This window comes from Acetomicrobium sp. UBA5826 (assembly GCF_002433005.1).
In the GTDB taxonomy this organism is placed as follows: domain Bacteria; phylum Synergistota; class Synergistia; order Synergistales; family Acetomicrobiaceae; genus Acetomicrobium.
On the sequence record NZ_DJHF01000007.1, the window covers coordinates 42,754 to 59,457 of the forward strand.

Consider the following 16,704-nt stretch of genomic DNA (forward strand, 5'->3'; position numbering starts at 1 on the left):
CAGGTCAACTGTTTTTGCGGGATGACCGACCGGGAAACCGTGTCTCCGTCTTTTTGCTTAAACGCCGAGACTTTAACGGCAGTTATTTAACGGCAAACCAATATTTTACTTTCTTAATGTGATCTTAAAACCGCCCTCGGGCATCTTGTCGTATTGGGCGGTCCAGCCCTGACTTTTTGCGTAGCGGGTGACGTTCATCACGGAAGTCATCGTGTCGACCAACACATAAATTTCACTGCATGCTGATCTTTCGATGGCCTTTTTCGTCTCGACTACCGGCTGAGGGCAGGAAAGCCCTCTAGCATCTACAGTTATGGATTCAGCCATAATTTTCACCTCTTTAGTCTTTATATCTTTTCTCGCATCAGAAAGCCGACGCTAAGGCAAAACATTATTCCTATTATCGTCGCTGCCGGTCCGAATGCGCCCGGGCCCGTGCCTGAGCTGGCAAGGCTAAAATTATGCGCTGTGGCAGCGCCAAAAAGCATTCCCAGTATGAAGACGGCAGCGTCTCCGTCCCCTTCTCCGCTCATGATAAACTGCCTTCCCGGGCATCCACCCGCAAGGGTGAAGGCAAGGCCCGACAGCACCATCCCTAAGGCGTTCCACAGTACGTTCGTGTGGGCGATGGGCTGCCCTTCAAAGCCGAGCTTGAATTGACCGAGAAGCAGATTGGTGACGAAAGCAGCGATGACAAAAGCTATTATCCCGTTGAAGAGGTGAAAATCCTTGAACATTATGAGGTCGCGCAAGGCCCCGACGGTGCAAAAACGGCTTCGTTGGGCCAACCACCCGATCAAAAGCCCCGCGGCAAGCGACAAAGCGACGGGTGCTGCCATGGAGCCTGGACCTTTTTCGGAAAAAAATATAGCAGACGAGCCCTCGGGGCCGAAGCTTGGACGCAAGAGGACAAAGGCGATGAGCGTTATCGCCGCAAGGGGCATGATATAACCCAGGGGTTTTTTCGCCGGATAATTCCTGCCCAGGCTAAAACCTCGCCACAGAAAGGCGATCCCTATGGCCACGCCAATTGTCAGTCCAAGGATGCCGGGGATGGCGTTTAAATCTCCGGCGCTCAAACGAATGTAAGCCCGCCACGGACACCCCAGAAAAACCAAGGCCCCGATCATAGCGAAAAAGCCGAGGAAAAAGCGAACGATCGGGGAAGACCCCGTCCTGGGCTTATATTCCCTGTATATTAAAGAAGAAATGAAGGAGCCCAATATGAAGCCGGCAAGCTCTGGCCGAATATATTGCACAACGGCTCCCCTGTGAAGCCCCAAAGCTCCGGCGATATCCCTAGTGAAACAGGCTACGCAAATCCCCATATTGCCGGGATTGCCCCAAAAGGTAAGGAGAGGTGCCAAAATTCCGACGGCGATTCCCGTCAGAATCGGGCCTTTGCGAGACATAAGTGCACGATTTAATGCTTGAAACATCTTTCAAACCACCTTTCCGGAAGCTTAAATTTTCTAGTAGAAAGCAAAGCACATCTCCACCGTCAATGCACCCCTTATGCGTGCTTAGAGGCGCTTCAAAACTTCCGAAAAAGGCGGGCAAAATCATCGAAGAAGATCCGGAACGAGTCAAAACTTTAGAGGGTTGGACCACGTTCGCCCCTCGATCGACCGAAAATCATTGCCCCGGGAGCCGAAGATGAAGCGCCAAAGCAAAAAAGCTTTCGGGTGCATGAATGCGGAACCCGCATCCTTCCCTGGCTTCATCGGCGATCGATGACAGACAACATGGACAAACCCTCCTTTCGCACAAATTTTTGATAAAATTCCAAGAGCATAATATCACAAAAAAGGGAGTTTAAGTCAATTTCATAAATTGTCTAAATATATCGAGATTATCTAAATTATCCGACGTATCGAAGGTTGCGATCCGCACAAAACCAAGATACTCCTCTTTACCCTTGCAAAAATCCAGAACAGGGTTTTATATTGTTTGGGTAACCTAATTAGGAGGTGTTGTCCATGAAATTAATTGCCGTAAACGGAAGCCCAAGGAAAAAGTGGAACACCGCTACGTTGCTCGAGCACGCCCTTAAAGGTGCAGAATCGGCAGGAGCCGAGACAAAGCTGGTGCATCTTTACGACCTAGATTACAAGGGCTGCATAAGCTGCTTTGCCTGTAAGTTAAAAGGCGGAAAAAGCTTTGGGAAGTGCGCCATAAATGACGATTTGGCTCCGCTTTTAGAGGAGATACGAACCGTTGATGCCCTGATCTTGGGATCTCCCATCTACTTTGGAGACGTCACGGGAGAGATGAGGTCCTTCCTGGAAAGGCTCTTTTTCCAATTTCCCATCTACGAGCCCGACGCTGCGGGCCGGCAGCCTAAAAAGGTCCGCACTGCATGGGTCTATACGATGAACGTAACGGAAGAGCTCGCAAAACAGATCGGCTACGACCGAATGTTTCGTGACAACGCAGCACTTCTTGAAAGGTTTTTCGGCCCCTGCGAGTCGCTTATATGCTATGACACGCTGCAGTTCGACAACTACTCCAAGTACGCTGCCAGGCGCTTTGATCCCGTTGCCAAAAAGAGGCGTCACGAAGAGGTATTCCCCAAAGACTGCAAGCGTGCTTACGAGCTGGGCGTGAGGCTGGTGAGGTAATTTTTGGATGCCTATCCAGAGCCGTTTAACTCTGAGAGAAGCATTGTCGTAAAATTTTATTAGTTTTTAGTTTCTTATTGACATCACAATACAGCAGTTCTGGGAGTTGACTGAGATAGGCAAAAAAATGTAAAATTATTAGCAATATAAAGTAAAAATAAAGTAAAAATACAAAGGGGGTCTGTTTTATGAAGTTCCATGTACTGCTTTCACCGATAAAGATAGGCACAATGGAGGTAAAAAATCGCTTTGTGGTACCACCAATGGCTACTGGACTTGCACTGCCGAATGGTAACCCTACAGAAGGACATATAACATATTGGGCTGCAAGAGCAAAGGGAGGATATGGACTGCTGATTGTAGAGGCCACGGCAATTGACCCCCTTGGTAAAGGTTCTCCATGGGACGAACCTGGTATATGGGATGACAAGTTTATACCTGCATGGAAGAAGGTCACAGACGAAGTTCATAAGTACGAGACTAAAATAGCAATTCAGCTTCATCATGCTGGAAGGCAAACAACTCATGACAAAATTGAAGGTCAGCCAGTAGCTCCATCACCAATTCCATGCCCTGTAGAAAGAGAAATGCCAAGGGAACTTACGACGGAGGAGGTCTATGACCTCATTGAGAAGTTTGGTGACGCAGCTAGAAGGGCGAGAGAAGCTGGGTTTGATGCCGTGGAGGTACATGGAGCTCATGGATACCTTATAGCCCAGTTTATGTCTCCATATTCTAATAAGAGGATAGATGAGTTTGGCGGAGACTTTATGAGCAGGATGAGTTTCCCTGTGCAAATAATTAAAAACATTAGACGAAAAGTTGGCAACGGATATCCGGTTATATTCAGGATAAGTGGTGATGAAGTGGTGCCAGGTGGAAGAGACATAAACGACTCCAGACTGGTGGCCCGCGTTATGGAAGAGGCAGGGGTCGATGCGATCCATGTATCCTGCGGGGTTTATGCAACCACTCAATATATAATTGCTCCTGCAGCTGTACCTCCTGGATTTAACGTATATGCTGCAGGGGAAATTAAAAGGGCGGTTAACATTCCTGTTATAGCAGTGGGAAGAATCAATGAACCACTGCTTGCAGAGGATATACTGGAAAGCGGCAAAGCCGATCTAGTTGCTTTAGGCAGAGAATCCTTAGCTGACCCTGAACTTCCAAATAAGGTTGCTGCTGGCTTGACAGAAGAAATATCACCGTGTATAGGTTGTATGCAGGCATGTGCAGGTTATCTGTTTGACCCGACAAAACCTAATATATCCTGTCTTGTCAATCCGTTTACCGTAAGAGAAGGGGAACTTACAATAGAAAAGACCGAAAAACCCAAGAAAGTAATGGTAGTGGGCGGAGGGCCCGGTGGATTGGAGGCTGCGTGGGTGTCGGCCAAGAGGGGACATGAGGTTACACTCTATGAGAAAGAGAATGTATTGGGCGGTCAGTACAGGATAGGAGCTATTCCGCCCACCAAGCAGGATATATTAAAGGCCATAAGGTACTATATAACCATGGGTAAGAAATACGGCGTGGAGTATAAGACAGGAGTTGAAGTAACTGAAGACCTAATTGCCAAAGAGAATCCCGATGTGGTCATACTGGCGACAGGTGGTGTTCCACTTGTACCTAACATAAAGGGAATAAATAATCCTAAGTTTGTTAAGGCGGTTGACATACTGGAAGGGAAGAAAGAGGTTGGCATGAATGTCTTGATAGTCGGTGGTGGTATGGTGGGTGTCGAGACAGCTGATTTCTTAGGCGAACACCATCACAATGTTACCATAGTGGAAATGCTTCCGGAGATAGCAAAGGATGAGCAGGATGCCGTAAAGTATTTCCTGTTAGAAAGGTTAAATAAGTATGGAGTTAAGGCAGTTACTGGAGCAACAGTGAAGGAATTCCTTGACGATGGCGTGGTCTTCGAAAAGGATGGGAAAGAAGAGAGATTGACCGGGTTTGATACAATAGTCCTTGCCATGGGTGCTAAGGCATATAACCCACTGGAAGAGAAAATAAAGGGTAAGGTGCCGGAGGTTTATGTTGTCGGCGATGCCGTAAAGGCAAGGAAAGCACTGGAAGCCATAGAAGAAGCTGCAAGGGTGGCTATAAAGATATAAATAAAATTATAAATATGATGTTGAGACTGCTGAGATATCAGCAGTCTTTTTATTTAATGGCGTATTCCATTTTTGCATTTGGATCAACCCCCTAAACTGCCGTAAAAAGGTCGTCTGAAAAAGGCGGCAGTCGGAGGAAGGACAAAAAAGCCACCGGGACTTCGGTTACAGTGTAGTCAGACAGAAAACACAAACCGAAGGAGTGATCCCGGCGGCGAAAACGACAGTAAATCTTGACAACGAAATTGTCCAGTCCCTGCTGTAGGGTGACCTAATCTGCCTTCAATCGGTGGTCAAGGACCTCATCTAACATGCCCTCGAATCGAAGGCGGAAGAGATCCTGCAAGCGGGACGGTACGAACGGACTCCGGAGTGGAAAGGCTATCGGAACGGGTACTGGAGTAAGTGGGTAATAACCAGGCTCGGTCACATTCCGACCCGGCTTCCCCAAATGCGGGGCGGAGGCCCGGACACCCAGGAGTTAAAAACTTCTGCCCCGGTTCAAACAGGCCTTCCTTCTGACGCTGCTTGAAATGGTCATAAACGGTGCACCTCACCAGGAAGGGTGAGGCAGGTTAATGCGCCCTTAACATTAAAGAGCGCATTAGCAGAGTTTAACGCTAATTTATAAGTAAATTCGGTATCCACAATACAAGCTGCGGAAAAGCCGTTATAAGTACCAAAACTAATACCATTGCACCCAAAAATTGTGGCAGGTATTTAAACGTGTTTTCGTATCGCTCCTCAGCTATTCTACATGCAGCGATCAGGTCGACCCCCAAAGGAGGGGTGTTAGCTCCTATGGCCAGATTCACACATATCATTATGCCCAAATGTATCAAGTCCATACCCAACATATTAAAAATAGGCAAAAAGATTGGTAGGACTATTATGATGATTGCGATCGTTTCCATAAACATCCCGAGCAAAAGCAAAAGTATATTGAAAAGAATCAATATGACCCAATAGTTTTCGCTAATCGAAAGCATGAACGTTGCAACTTTCTGAGGAATGTCTTCGGCAGCGACAACCCACCCGAAAAGGCTTGCTGCAGCTATTATAAAAAGGATAACGGCGCTTGTCCTGGCAACACCAATACCTATTCCTAAGAGCTCTGATAACGAGACCTTTTTGTAGACGAAGACAGCTAAAATCAAAGCATAAAGTGCAGCTATGCCGCCGGCTTCGGTAGCGGTAAAAATCCCGAGCAAGATGCCCCCTAATATTATCGCAGGCGCAAGAAGAGGCAATAATGCCATCTTAAAGGCATCCCATCGCTCCTTCCAGCTCGATTTTTCCATTCTTGGATAGTTTTCTTTGATGGCAAATACATACGAAATAATCATAAAAGCAACTCCGGCCATAACCCCGGGAACGATTCCGCCCAAGAAAAGCTTTCCTATGGAAGCGCCGGTGGTTACGCCGATAATGACCATGACAATGCTTGGAGGTATGATCGTTGCCAATGCGCCCGAACACCCGAGCAAAGTGGCACTGAAAGGCCTTTTGTAGCCTTGCTCGTTCATTGCAGGAAGAAGGATTGAACCGATAGCTACGACATCTGCTACTCCCGATCCCGAAATTGCCCCAAAAAACATACAGGATATCGCCATAACCATGGCCATTCCGCCGGGGATGTGCCCTACAAGGGTGGAGGTAAACTTTACTATTCTCGGCGTGATATCTCCTCTGGCCATTAGCTCTCCTGCCAGAAGAAAAAGGGGAATTGCAAGAAGCGTAAAAGAATCCACCCCCACCACCATGCGTTGGGCTATAGCAAGAAGAGGAACGCCCGAAAGCATCGTTAGATACACCGTACTTGAAAGGGCAATAGCAAAAGCGACAGGAATTCCCGCAATTATGGCAATAAATAAAATGAGGAGTAAAATTAGCATGATTGATTACACCCTTTCGTTTACATTATGACGATTTGCTATTAGAAATTGACACAAACCAAGGATCATAAAAAAACAACCCACGGGAAAAGCGAGGTAAAGTATTCCTGCGGGAATTTGCAGAACCGTCGTCTTAAGCCCCCATGTCCTTGCAACGACGAGATATCCTGACCACATTCCAACGATTAAAAAGGCAATCAAAAACAAGTTGCCAAGGATTTCTAGTCCCCTTTTTAAAAATGGCCAGGGAGTGATGTCTCGAATAAACCGAATTGCCAAATGTTCTCCCTGTCTCATGGCCACTGCTGAGCCCAGAAAGGTTATCCATACCAACAAAGTCTGAGACAGTTCGGATCCCCAGGGAATGGGAACAGAAAAAATATAGCGCGCGCTTACTTCAACGACCACCTCGACGAAAATTACGTAAAGGGCAATAGAAAGCAAATAATCTATTGCCCTAAAAAATCTGTCAAGTATTTTATTCGCCATATTTCCTAACAAGATCCATCAAGTCTTTCCCAAACACCGATTCGTAATCCTTCCACACCGGTTGAACTGCCGCTTTGAAGGCCGCATTGTCGACCTCATTTACCTGCATTCCCTTTTCTGTTAGCTTAGCCAGCATATCGTCTTCTTCGTCCATGATTTGCTGCCGTTCCCTGTCTCGCCATTTATGGGCTAGGGCTTCAACCACGGGTTTATCCTGATCGGGGATGCGTTTCCACGCTGACGAATTGACACAAAGCAAAGCCGAACCCCAAATATGCCCGCTCAAAGACAGGTACTTTTGTACTTCATAGAAAGCATTAGCGTAAATGATGCCAAGCGGATTCTCCTGTGCATCGACTACACCCTGCTGTAAGGCGGTATACAACTCCCCGAAGTTAATCGGAATCGGCGAAGCTCCTAGGGTCTTAAAGGTGTCAAGCCGCATTTTGTCGGGAGTTACGCGAATTTTAAGCCCCTCCATATCTTTAGGAACCACGATAGGCCTTTTATTGTTTGTAATATGTCGAAATCCGTTCTCCCACCAGGAAATCCCCTTTATACCTTTAGATTCTAGAATTTCAAGAAGGAAGTTCCCAATCTCTCCATCCATTGCTCTGTAAGCAGTCTCGTGATCTTTCCATGCGTAGGGAAGAGCTTCTATGCCAAATTTGGGATCGACGGATTGAAAGGAACCACCGCCGATTAAACCGCCATCGACAGTTTGAAGCATTAATCCCTCAATGAGATCTTTTTCGTTACCTAGCTGAGATCCGGGGTAGATCTTAAAAATTACCCGACCTTCTGTTTGCTCTGCCACTTCTTTGGCAAACCCCTCGAGATTGACATGCCAGGCACTATCAGCGGTGAGCACATGTCCGATCTTGATCTCCACTGCAGCAAAGGATGATGAAGATAGCCCTAAAAGAATACAAAAAACAAAGATGAGAGCCATTACTCGCTTCACGATCAAATCACCTCTTCTTATATGGACAGGCTTTTACTTAATGTTGAGATTCAGTATATCATAGCAGTTTTTAAATGTCATGAGGTCGCCTCTAAGTTTATGTACATCCCAATATGGGTGCCGGGATAGCTTTAAGATCTCTGGTGCAAACGTGATTTTCATGACGTTCGCTTGTTTTATCTTGCAAACCCCCAATAACGTAAAAGTGCCGAATAAAAATCCTCGATGTCTTTTAAGTTATTTGCGAGTATGGATTTTAAGATATTTAAGTCGGGCGCTTGGTAATTATGAACCGCTATATTTCGAAACCCTGTCATTTTGAGCATTCTTGAGGCAAGCTCTGCGCCTATTACTCCCTTTTCCTTTAAGATGACGAAGTTATCTCTGACGCTTTCGGGAAGGCCTAAATGTTCTGATGCCACAGCGTGGGCCGCCAGGTCTATGCAGGCTTGAATTGCGCGCTGCAGGTTAAGGACGAATATATCCTGCTTGTCAATATCTTCAAGGCTTTCGGGATCAAGACCCGTAACGTCACGGATTCTGTCAAGACACCTTTGTATAGTAGCAACCTTCGCCAAAACTATGTCCTTGTCAGGCATAAAGCCGCCTCCTTAGGATGTTTTCTTCAATTTCCCTGCGGCAATATTTTAAGTCGTCATACTCATTTACCGTAGAAACAAAAAACTGCTCGTAAGCTCCTTTTTCAGCACGCAATAAGATGCCCGTTTTTAACGCCTGCATCTTCATCACCGGACCGACGCTATCAAGGACAACAAGGTCTACGTCTACTCCAACTAACTCAGTGAGCTGTTCTTTCAAGTCTAAGGCCTGCTTGACGTCAAAGGACTTTCCGAAAAGCACGGCAATATCCACGTCGCTATCTGGCCTAGCTGTCCCCATGGCGTAAGAGCCAATCAGAAAGGCCAGTTTTATGTCTTGCATGGCAAAAAAGTCGCGTAGTTTCGCTTCAATTTCCTTTTTGTTTTCTTTTTTCATAATAACCGCCTTCCTTTTCCGACACGAAAAGGACATTATAAATTAAAGTCTTGCTCGTGTTTACAACAACATTATAACAGCTCAAGCAGCTTTAAAACCTCATAAATGCCTTGGGAGCTATCTTAAAACGATTATTAAAAGCTGCTCATATATCTAAAAACGAGCCTATCCCCCTCTGGCCTGTTTTCCGCATCGTCTTCGAAATAGTAATTCACGATGTAGGTGCTCGACCTGTCTCCATACATGATACCGGGGCCAATGCCGAAGACTTTCTCGCGCGAATTCGGTACGCCTACTCCATCAATACGATCGTCCGTGGTCTGTTTTAGGTAATAGCCCGCTATCCCGACGCGCATTTTGGGGTTGATTTCGTAGGAAAGGGCAAAATTGAGGTGAAAGGCGTCGCCCGGCTCTATGCTTTGCGCACCGAAAGAATGGGGAGGCGAGTCATTTTTACCGTTCCAAAGATAGTGCAGACGCCAACTCGTCTCAAGTTTGGGAGTAAGGAATATCGTAAAGGCAAAGTAGGGGTTGAAGCGCCATATATTGCTCCCGATATTTGCTGCCCTGGACTCATTGTAATCGCCGGTTGGGAAAGTGACGGGGAAGTTTAAACGTGCGTAAAAGGGTTTCCCGAAAAGCCTTCCGTCAGTCCACTGGATCAAAAAGGGACTTACCGTAATGTCTCCCAGGCCGCTATTTTTATCATTTACAAAGGACATGTCCATATCGATGCCAACTATGGGAACCAAAATCTCGACGCCGTAAAATCCGCCCAACAACCGCTTTTCCGTTATCTTTGCGACGTGAATCATCGTCACCCAAGTGTCCAAATCAGCATCTCCTGGCAACGTATCGCCTGAAGGGCCTTTAAACTCATCAGAACTGAAAAGCTCAACTGTAGCCTCAAAAAGCCACCCGGGACCTGCCACTCCGTCTAAAAAGCCGGATTGTCCCAGATTTACAGGAGGAAGGGGGACGTCTTGGGCCTCTGTGGACAAAGTTGTATTAAAGATACAGCAAAGGATGAATGAGCCAACAAACATTGCCTGTATCGTTTTAAATTTCTTGAAATGTGCCATATCAATCCCTCTTTCTTTTTGTTGAGACTTAAGGTCATTAGTTGTATTTTATATCATTTTGATTTAAGGTTTAAAGGCGCGGTGCAAATACCCGAGGGCCTACCATTATAAGACCACCAAATTGCTAGATTAATGATAGATTCTTTGAGCCGCTCTTTGGATCAATATTTTGCAAACATGCTTAAAATGTCCGTATTGAAGACGATAATCCCAAAAATCATCTTTACCTCTTCAATACAGATGTTCTAGATTAATATTGGTTTAAGTATATTAACCTATTAAACTAAAATTCAAGATTAAAGATCCGACCCCAGAAACCCGCGGGTTACATATTATTGCCTATCTTAGGGCTTCGTAAAATACCGAGGCGCAATTTAACCACCGAGAATAAAATGAAATCAAGTTAGAGATAAAGATCCGAGACAAAGTACAGGAGGCGATAGATATGAAACGTTCAACAATAGCTGTTCTAGCATTGGTAGCGCTTATTGCAGTGGCGGGCTCCGCTTTGGCACATGGCAGTTATGGATTTGGACCGCACCATATGTGGGGCAGAGGTTACGGCCGCGGAGGCATGATGGGAGGCTGGGGGTCAGGCGCAATGATGTGGGGATACGGCCCACAGAGGAGCGATTTTGACTCGAGGTCGCGATTGAACAATACTCCCTATGGCACAGAAATTCCACCCAAGATTGCCGAAAATATGCGCCAGCTCGAAAGAACTCGTTTAGAGCTTCGGTCTATGGCGTATGAAGGCCGCATAGACAGGGCTAAGGCATCTCAACAGCACGAAAGGATGCTTTCTCTTCAAAATGAAATAGCGCGATGGCAGTTCGAACAGTGGCTCAATTTCTCCGAAAATCGACAATAATAGGCGAAATCGCCTAATATCCATAGATAAGAAACCACAACACTGCGAGGGGGGCAAATGTCCCCCTCGCAGTGTGTGGTAAAAAAACTTTGGGGTCAAGTCTTTAGTTTTGAATTTTATGTTTACATGCCATTTTAACGATATGCTATAATATATTTTTATATTAATATGGAGAATGTGTTTCCTTGGTTTCGAGTTATAATAAAATAAAAGAAGCAACCAGCTTAAATCTCATATGGGATTGATCGCGTAAAATATTTGTAGGAGATTTTCAGAGGAAAAAATAAAGGGACCGCTCCTTTTGGTAGAATCTTTGTAGCACACAAAAATTCATAAAGGAGGGTCCCAACTTGAACAAGGTTATTTTACTACAAATTGTCTCAAACTTCATCTCCGAGATATTGAAGTTTTTTTGCAGTTCCAATGTCAGGACGCTGGCTGAAATAGAAGATGAGCTTTTTCGCATGACGAAGGCCTTCATCCGGGAGATCGTAAAGGCTTACTTTGAGCTTGCAGACGAAGCCATATTAAAGGACAAAACGTCTCGAAAGCAAAGAGGATTGGTCGTAGAAAGACGTGATGACAAAAGAAGCGTTTATACCACATTTGGGGATATATCCTTTAACAGGACCTACTACTTCGATAAAAGTCATGATAAATACGTATACCCCTTAGACGAAGCCCTGGGGTTGGATAAATACGAAAGGTTGAGCAAAACAGTGACGGTAAAGCTGGTAGAAACGGCAGGCCAGGTATCTTACGCCAAAAGTTCGATGAACGTAACTGAGGGTGAGCTATCCAGACAGACCGTCAAAAACAAGATCCACAGCTTAAACCTGGAGGCCTTAAAGACAAAAGTTCCTAAAAAAAGAGGCGTAGAGGTATTACATATAGATGCAGATGAAGACCACGTATCCTTACAGGAGGGCAGAAATACGAATCTTCCTTTGATCTGTATATACGAGGGCACCTTTAAAGAGGGATCCAAAAACAGATGTATAAACCCCATATACATGAGCGGTTACGGAAAAGACACAGATGAGTTTTGGCTTGAGGTAACAGATAGGATATACGAGCTTTACGACCCGGAGGACATAAAGGACATATACATCCATGGAGATGGTGCAAATTGGATAAGACAGGGGATAAACTGGCTGCCCGAGTCAAAGCTGGTGCTCGATAAATTTCACCTAAATAAAGCGATCCTTGAATCCACGGCAAGGCAGCCTGAAAAAAGACGTTATATATACAGGGCCATAAATACAAATGACCTTAACTCCTTTAAAAAGATTAGCTTTGAGATGTTAAACGATGCCCTGGATGAAAAGGAAAGAAGGAGGATAAAAGATTTCAGGAGGTATATAACCAACAACTGGCAGTCTATAACGATTCGAAACGAAGAGGACTGTGGCAGCTCAAGCCCTGAAGGTCACGTAAGTCACGTACTTTCTTCTAGGTTAAGTTCCAGGCCTATGGCCTGGAGCAGGAAGGGCTTAAAGGCCATGTCTGCTTTAAGGGCTTACATCTGTAGCGGTGGCAAGGTGACGTCAGAACAGGTAAAGAAAAAAGACCAAGAAGGTGAGAATGCGGACAAAAGACACAAATTCACCTTGAACCTGGGGGATATCTTCGGTTCCGTTGCAAGTGAGCTTGGATGCATAACGGTACTTAAAACGGGAAAAGTAACGCCTTTATACACTTCTTTAAAGGGCATATGTCATAGCGGGTTTGATTTTTAGCTGACTCGCAGACGTTACCCTTTAAGATACATCGGGGAGTGGTTCCTAAAAATCCTACAAAAACTTGACGCGGTCTATGGGATTTGGCACGTGCAACTAAAACAAACAGAGGGATTATACTTCGTAGAAGAATTAAGGCTGGACATCCGTGAAAAGCAAATAAGGAAGCCTTAACTTTTTGGGAGGGCGTTAAAAATAATGAGGAAATTAAACTATGATGAGTATATAGAAAAAATGCGAAAGCAGTCCCTGCTCTTGCATGTGGCAAGCGATGCCCACAGAGGCAAGCCGCTACGCTTAGGCAAGGCACGTGATCCAGAAGAAAACGTCGTTTTATTTTTGCTGGACTATAACCGTTGGCAGAAGGCTTTGGCCAGCGGGGAGATCGAAAAGCTTGGCCCGCGGAGGTATCGCATGAAATGGACGAAGGAATAAAGAATATCCTTAATGCAAATACCCGAGGGTCAGGTCTTTAGTTTTGAATTTCAATATAGTAGTTTAATTAAATCGAACGATCATCTTACATTCTATGGGCGTTATTCTATTTAAATGCCACAAACGAAATGTGCATATAAAGTTTATTGAACGCGTACTGAAGACAAAAGCCACAGGGTCATTAAACCCCACTAATTTACGTTCTCTTGAAAAACGTATTTTAAGATATATGGCATTTTCGTTTTGCAAAAGAACGAATATATGATAAAATCGTTCTACGACAGAACGAAAAGGAGAATATCATGACCTTGCAAGATTTGCTATCAAAACTGCAAGAAATACAGGCCCGCCTAGTTTTAAACTTGCCGAAGCGTTTGCGACCATACTTCGACGCCCTTGACCTGTCGGCCAGGGGGTTGCTTGTGCTGGGTCCCAGGGGCGTGGGAAAGACGACGTTAGCGCTGTCAAGGTCGAAGGGAATGCTTTACATACCAGCGGACAATCCCTTGGTGGCGCCCTTTAAGCTGTGGGATATATGCGAGGCGGCCTTTGGAACCGGCTACGACGGTGTTATCATAGACGAGGTGCATTACGCCCGCGAATGGGCCGTGCACCTAAAGGCGCTTTACGACGCCTTCCCCGGCAAAAAGATCTGGGCCACCGACAGCAGCAGTGCATCGCTTGAAAGTGGCGTTTCCGACCTATCGCGCAGGTTCGTTCAAATCAGGGTTCCCCTTCTTTCGTTCAGGGAATTCATTGCCATAAAACACGATCGCCTCTTTCCCGTGATCGACCCCTTCAATCCAGACATACCCTCGGTCCAGGGTGTAATAAATGCCATAAACCCGCTGGCGGCCTTCGGGGAATATTTGCGCCAAGGGCTTCGACCATTTTTCCTCGAGGGACATTACGCGGAGAGGTTGAAAAACGTGCTGGACAAAATGTTGTTCTCGGATGTGCCCTTTTGGACGCCACAAATCGCGGAAAACCACCTTCGGCTCATGCAGGCAATAGTTGGCCATCTTACCATGTCGCCAATTCCTGTAATTAGCGTGGAGTCGCTAACGCGCGAGTGGGGCGTCGGTAAGGTAAAGCTATACGGTCTCATTGAAGTGATGACGCGTATATGCCTTATTCGCGTCATCGAAAGAAAAGGCGCGGCTTCCAAGCTTCACCTTCGAGGAGCGAAGCTCTTTTTCTACGACCCGTCGACTTACTACGTCTTAAACGGAAACACGGCAAACGTGCGGGAGGCATTCGTCGCCTGCTCGCTCGAAGAAGCAGGTAGAAGCGTCTTTGCAGCAGATGATGAAAGGATTTGCGACTTTGTCGTCGACGGCGTAACTCTGGAAGTCGGCGGCAAGAGCAAATCGGGCAAAGCCGCAGATTTCGTCGTAAGAGACGGCCTTGACGTGCCTCTGCCCGGCGTGATTCCCATGTGGCTGCTTGGGATGATGTATTAAGCAAAACGCTAAAAATAAAGCCTTGAGTTTGCAAGCCAAACCAGGATTTTGTTTAAAACTTACCGCCCAAGCACCAAGGAAAGATCCGCAAAAATTCCTAGAGTGGTTTAGTTTTATTTAAAACTTACTGCCCCGAAACAAGATTAACCTGCTAAAGTAAAATTCAAGATTAAAGATCCGACCCCAACACCCGTATTGCGTTAAGGACGGCTATAAGCGTGACGCCCACGTCGGCAAAGACTGCGGCCCACATGGTGGCTATCCCTAAGGCGCCAAGGGCTAAGACGGCACCTTTGACGCCCAGGGCGATGGCAATATTTTGCCTGGCTATGCCAAGCGTTCGCTTGGCTATTTTAATGGCGACTGGGACTTTCGATGGTTCGTCCGTCATTATGACCACGTCGGCTGCCTCGATGGCGGCGTCCGACCCAAGCCCTCCCATGGCGATGCCAACGTCTGCCCGCGCAAGCACGGGAGCGTCATTTATGCCGTCTCCGACGAAGATGAGCTTCCCCTTTGGGGATTTTCCCGCCATGAGATCCTCCACCTTTTGCACCTTATCCGCAGGAAGCAGCCCGCCGTAGGCCTCGTCGATGCCAAGGCTCATAGCCACGCTTTCAGCTACGGACTTTGCGTCGCCCGTAAGCATTACGATCCTTTTTACCTTTTGGGCCTTAAGCTCGCTGACGGCTTTTGCTGCGTCTTCCTTGATAACGTCTCCTATTACGATATAGCCTTTGTATTCGCCGTCGACCGCGACGTGCACCACCGTTGCAGTGTCGACTGGGTCTTCGACTGGTATGTCAAGCATCTGCATCATCTTGGCGTTTCCCGCTGCGACCAAGTGGCCGTCTATGGTGGCGATAACGCCCTGCCCCGGTATTTCTTTGACCTTTGAAATGAGTGCGGCATCGATTTCTTTACCGTAGGCCCGCCTGATCGAAAGGGAAATGGGATGGGTTGAAAAGCCTTCGGCGCAGGCGGCGAACTTTAAAATTTCTTCATCATTATATATGCCTTTTGAGACGATTTCTTGTACCTCGAAAGCCCCTTTGGTGAGCGTGCCGGTTTTGTCAAAGACGGCCACTTCCGCGTCGGCTAAAGCTTCCAGGTAGTTGCTTCCCTTTACGAGGATGCCCTTTCTTGCCGCGGCACCAAGCCCGCCAAAGAAGCTCAAGGGTATGGAGATAACCAACGCGCAGGGACACGAAATTACGAGAAAGACAAGCGCCCTGTAGGCCCAGTCGCCAAATGCCGCGCCTCCAAGCACCAGAGGCGGGACGACGGCTATGAACGCCGCTCCGCCCACGACAGCTGGCGTATAATAACGGGCAAACTTGGTGATGAAGTTCTCATGTTTTGACTTTTTGGCGGAGGCGTTTTCAACTAAATCCAGGATTTTTGATGCCGTCGATTCGCTGACATTTTTTTTGACCCGTGCGACGAGCAGGCCGTTTAAATTGACGGACCCGCTTAGCAGTTCGTCGCCTTCGCGTACAGCTTTGGGCATCGACTCACCGGTCAGAGGCGAGGTATCAAGGCTTGAGCTGCCCTCCATGACCACGCAGTCTAAGGGCACCTTCTCTCCCGGTTTTATGACGATGACGTCGCCAATGTTTACTTCGTCGGGATCGACGCGATCTATAACGTCGCCTCGTTTAAGGTTTGCATAATCGGGGCGTATGTTCATGAGCTCGGCGATGGACTTTCTGGACTTCTCCACTGCCCTGTCCTGAAATAGCATGCCGATCTTGTAAAAAAGCATCACGGCGACGGCTTCGCTATACTGTCCGATGCAAAAGGCCCCGATCGTGGCAACGCTCATCAGGAAGTTTTCATCGAATATCTGCCTGCGCGAGATGTTTCTTGCCGCCCGTAAAATTACGTCGCCGCCGGTTACCGCGTAGGCAGCCAAAAAAAGCAACAGCCGGGCTGCGTTTTCAGCCTCCAGTAATAGGGCAAAAAGAAAAAGCACCAAACCTATAGCTATCTCGGCGATCCTCTTTTGGCGCGGCGCAATATGCAT

At 46.7% G+C, this 16,704-nt stretch carries 15 protein-coding genes and 1 pseudogene; 7 read left to right on the forward strand and 9 right to left on the reverse strand.

What is annotated here, in order from left to right:
• Positions 1 to 105: 105 nt before the first annotated feature.
• Both B3N34_RS01345 and yedE read right to left on the reverse strand, forming a co-directional pair.
• A complete protein-coding gene (locus B3N34_RS01345; RefSeq protein ID WP_286974192.1) occupies positions 106 to 327 on the reverse strand; it encodes a sulfurtransferase TusA family protein in 222 nt (73 codons plus the stop codon).
• A gap of 20 nt (positions 328 to 347) precedes the next feature.
• Positions 348 to 1,439 (reverse strand): YedE family putative selenium transporter, encoded by a 1,092-nt coding sequence (yedE, locus tag B3N34_RS01350; RefSeq protein WP_286974193.1) that lies wholly within the window; start codon positions 1,437 to 1,439, stop codon positions 348 to 350.
• 540 nt (positions 1,440 to 1,979) lie between these two features.
• Between yedE and B3N34_RS01355 the strand changes: the two genes are divergently transcribed.
• The 3 genes and pseudogenes from B3N34_RS01355 to B3N34_RS09820 all read left to right on the forward strand — a co-directional run.
• On the forward strand, positions 1,980 to 2,621 hold the full coding sequence (locus tag B3N34_RS01355) for a flavodoxin family protein (RefSeq protein WP_286974194.1): 642 nt from the start codon (positions 1,980 to 1,982) through the stop codon (positions 2,619 to 2,621).
• A 188-nt stretch (positions 2,622 to 2,809) separates the two neighbouring features.
• Positions 2,810 to 4,744: an FAD-dependent oxidoreductase gene (locus B3N34_RS01360; RefSeq protein ID WP_286974195.1), complete on the forward strand. Its 1,935-nt coding sequence runs from the start codon at positions 2,810 to 2,812 to the stop codon at positions 4,742 to 4,744.
• Positions 4,745 to 5,069: 325 nt separating this feature from the next.
• A pseudogene (locus B3N34_RS09820) lies at positions 5,070 to 5,276 on the forward strand (transposase); the annotation flags it as partial.
• An 88-nt stretch (positions 5,277 to 5,364) separates the two neighbouring features.
• Here B3N34_RS09820 and B3N34_RS01365 read toward each other — a convergent pair.
• The 6 genes from B3N34_RS01365 to B3N34_RS01390 all read right to left on the reverse strand — a co-directional run bounded on the left by B3N34_RS01365 (position 5,365) and on the right by B3N34_RS01390 (position 10,170).
• Positions 5,365 to 6,639, reverse strand: a complete 1,275-nt coding sequence (locus B3N34_RS01365) for a TRAP transporter large permease (RefSeq protein ID WP_286974197.1) — start codon at positions 6,637 to 6,639, stop codon at positions 5,365 to 5,367.
• Between the two features lie 6 nt (positions 6,640 to 6,645).
• On the reverse strand, positions 6,646 to 7,128 hold the full coding sequence (locus B3N34_RS01370) for a TRAP transporter small permease (protein ID WP_286974199.1): 483 nt from the start codon (positions 7,126 to 7,128) through the stop codon (positions 6,646 to 6,648).
• Positions 7,118 to 8,092, reverse strand: a complete 975-nt coding sequence (gene dctP / locus B3N34_RS01375) for a TRAP transporter substrate-binding protein DctP (RefSeq protein WP_286974200.1) — start codon at positions 8,090 to 8,092, stop codon at positions 7,118 to 7,120. The genes B3N34_RS01370 and dctP overlap by 11 nt, the downstream gene beginning before the upstream one ends.
• 176 nt (positions 8,093 to 8,268) lie before the next feature.
• Positions 8,269 to 8,691 carry a type VII toxin-antitoxin system HepT family RNase toxin gene (hepT, locus tag B3N34_RS01380; protein WP_286974202.1) on the reverse strand — a complete coding sequence of 141 codons (423 nt, stop codon included), beginning with the start codon at positions 8,689 to 8,691 and terminating at the stop codon, positions 8,269 to 8,271.
• Positions 8,684 to 9,088, reverse strand: a complete 405-nt coding sequence (gene mntA / locus B3N34_RS01385) for a type VII toxin-antitoxin system MntA family adenylyltransferase antitoxin (protein WP_286974203.1) — start codon at positions 9,086 to 9,088, stop codon at positions 8,684 to 8,686. The genes hepT and mntA overlap by 8 nt, the downstream gene beginning before the upstream one ends.
• A 134-nt stretch (positions 9,089 to 9,222) precedes the next feature.
• Positions 9,223 to 10,170 (reverse strand): SphA family protein, encoded by a 948-nt coding sequence (locus B3N34_RS01390; RefSeq protein ID WP_286974205.1) that lies wholly within the window; start codon positions 10,168 to 10,170, stop codon positions 9,223 to 9,225.
• 445 nt (positions 10,171 to 10,615) lie between these two features.
• Between B3N34_RS01390 and B3N34_RS01395 the strand changes: the two genes are divergently transcribed.
• The 4 genes from B3N34_RS01395 (at position 10,616) to B3N34_RS01410 (ending at position 14,678) form a co-directional block, all read left to right on the forward strand.
• Positions 10,616 to 11,041 (forward strand): hypothetical protein, encoded by a 426-nt coding sequence (locus tag B3N34_RS01395; protein ID WP_286974207.1) that lies wholly within the window; start codon positions 10,616 to 10,618, stop codon positions 11,039 to 11,041.
• A gap of 350 nt (positions 11,042 to 11,391) precedes the next feature.
• A complete protein-coding gene (locus tag B3N34_RS01400; protein ID WP_286974210.1) occupies positions 11,392 to 12,780 on the forward strand; it encodes an ISLre2 family transposase in 1,389 nt (462 codons plus the stop codon).
• Between the two features lie 198 nt (positions 12,781 to 12,978).
• Positions 12,979 to 13,215, forward strand: a complete 237-nt coding sequence (locus B3N34_RS01405) for a hypothetical protein (protein ID WP_286974213.1) — start codon at positions 12,979 to 12,981, stop codon at positions 13,213 to 13,215.
• Positions 13,216 to 13,517: 302 nt separating this feature from the next.
• Complete coding sequence (locus B3N34_RS01410; protein WP_286974215.1) at positions 13,518 to 14,678, forward strand: ATP-binding protein; 1,161 nt, start codon at positions 13,518 to 13,520, stop codon at positions 14,676 to 14,678.
• Between the two features lie 169 nt (positions 14,679 to 14,847).
• Here B3N34_RS01410 and B3N34_RS01415 read toward each other — a convergent pair whose 3' ends face one another.
• The gene (locus tag B3N34_RS01415) at positions 14,848 to 16,704 is read right to left on the reverse strand and encodes a heavy metal translocating P-type ATPase (RefSeq protein WP_286974216.1); all 1,857 of its coding nucleotides are present in this window, start codon (positions 16,702 to 16,704) and stop codon (positions 14,848 to 14,850) included.

Coding starts and splice junctions, on each gene's coding strand:
- B3N34_RS01345 (WP_286974192.1), bottom strand. CDS start 327: ATGGCTGAATCCATAACTGTAGATGCTAGAGGGCTTTCCTGCCCTCAG.
- yedE (WP_286974193.1), bottom strand. CDS start 1,439: ATGTTTCAAGCATTAAATCGTGCACTTATGTCTCGCAAAGGCCCGATT.
- B3N34_RS01355 (WP_286974194.1), top strand. CDS start 1,980: ATGAAATTAATTGCCGTAAACGGAAGCCCAAGGAAAAAGTGGAACACC.
- B3N34_RS01360 (WP_286974195.1), top strand. CDS start 2,810: ATGAAGTTCCATGTACTGCTTTCACCGATAAAGATAGGCACAATGGAG.
- B3N34_RS01365 (WP_286974197.1), bottom strand. CDS start 6,639: ATGCTAATTTTACTCCTCATTTTATTTATTGCCATAATTGCGGGAATT.
- B3N34_RS01370 (WP_286974199.1), bottom strand. CDS start 7,128: ATGGCGAATAAAATACTTGACAGATTTTTTAGGGCAATAGATTATTTG.
- hepT (WP_286974202.1), bottom strand. CDS start 8,691: ATGCCTGACAAGGACATAGTTTTGGCGAAGGTTGCTACTATACAAAGG.
- mntA (WP_286974203.1), bottom strand. CDS start 9,088: ATGAAAAAAGAAAACAAAAAGGAAATTGAAGCGAAACTACGCGACTTT.
- B3N34_RS01390 (WP_286974205.1), bottom strand. CDS start 10,170: ATGGCACATTTCAAGAAATTTAAAACGATACAGGCAATGTTTGTTGGC.
- B3N34_RS01395 (WP_286974207.1), top strand. CDS start 10,616: ATGAAACGTTCAACAATAGCTGTTCTAGCATTGGTAGCGCTTATTGCA.
- B3N34_RS01405 (WP_286974213.1), top strand. CDS start 12,979: ATGAGGAAATTAAACTATGATGAGTATATAGAAAAAATGCGAAAGCAG.
- B3N34_RS01410 (WP_286974215.1), top strand. CDS start 13,518: ATGACCTTGCAAGATTTGCTATCAAAACTGCAAGAAATACAGGCCCGC.
- B3N34_RS01415 (WP_286974216.1), bottom strand. CDS start 16,704: ATGCATATTGCGCCGCGCCAAAAGAGGATCGCCGAGATAGCTATAGGT.